We start from the raw sequence: 572 nt of genomic DNA, 5'->3' as shown, positions 1-572 counted from the left end.
TTTTAGCAGTCATAGTGTACTATTCTAGATTCAATATACTATATATCAAGGGCTTTAAGTAAAAAAAGAGATGAGACAGTAGCTATTCTGAGGTTACTGTCTTATTTTTACCACTTATTGATCCATAAAAGGGCATGCTAAAAAAACACCTCATCAGGTATTTTTTGAAACAAGGTGTTATAATAATACGGCATAGATAACCTTATTGATTTTGGGTCAAAGAGTAATCGTAAAGTTTGTTATGCGTAATGAGGTAATACATTGTTCGAATGAGACGATGTATAGAGGCAATCGCATGTGGCTTGGTTGAAGCTATTGTCGATTGTCTTTTTCGTTTCTCATAAAAGTCGGCGATATGGCAGGGATTGGTATGACTAGCTGAAGCGATGTTATGAATGCACATGAACAAGATTTTTCTGGCATAGGGATTACCTCGCTTAGTAATGTGTTCCTTGGCGAGAAAGTTCCCAGATTCATAGTGTCTCAGGTCAATGCCAATAAAAGCGTTGATTTGATTGGTAGACTGAAAGCGACGAATATCTCCCAATTCGCCAATGATAGATGTCGCTGTG

The 572-nt window shown here is 37.2% G+C and carries 1 protein-coding gene; it reads right to left on the bottom strand.

Going from position 1 to position 572, the window contains the following annotated elements:
* Positions 1 to 202 precede the first annotated feature (202 nt).
* Positions 203 to 572, bottom strand: a 370-nt coding sequence (locus HMPREF2837_RS10860; RefSeq protein ID WP_148131841.1) for a transposase, incomplete at its 5' end; no start/stop codon positions are given.

Origin of the sequence: Streptococcus sp. HMSC071D03, assembly GCF_001812125.1 — a bacterium.
GTDB lineage: Bacteria > Bacillota > Bacilli > Lactobacillales > Streptococcaceae > Streptococcus > Streptococcus pseudopneumoniae_N.
This window is presented reverse-complemented; position numbering and strand designations above follow the sequence as displayed.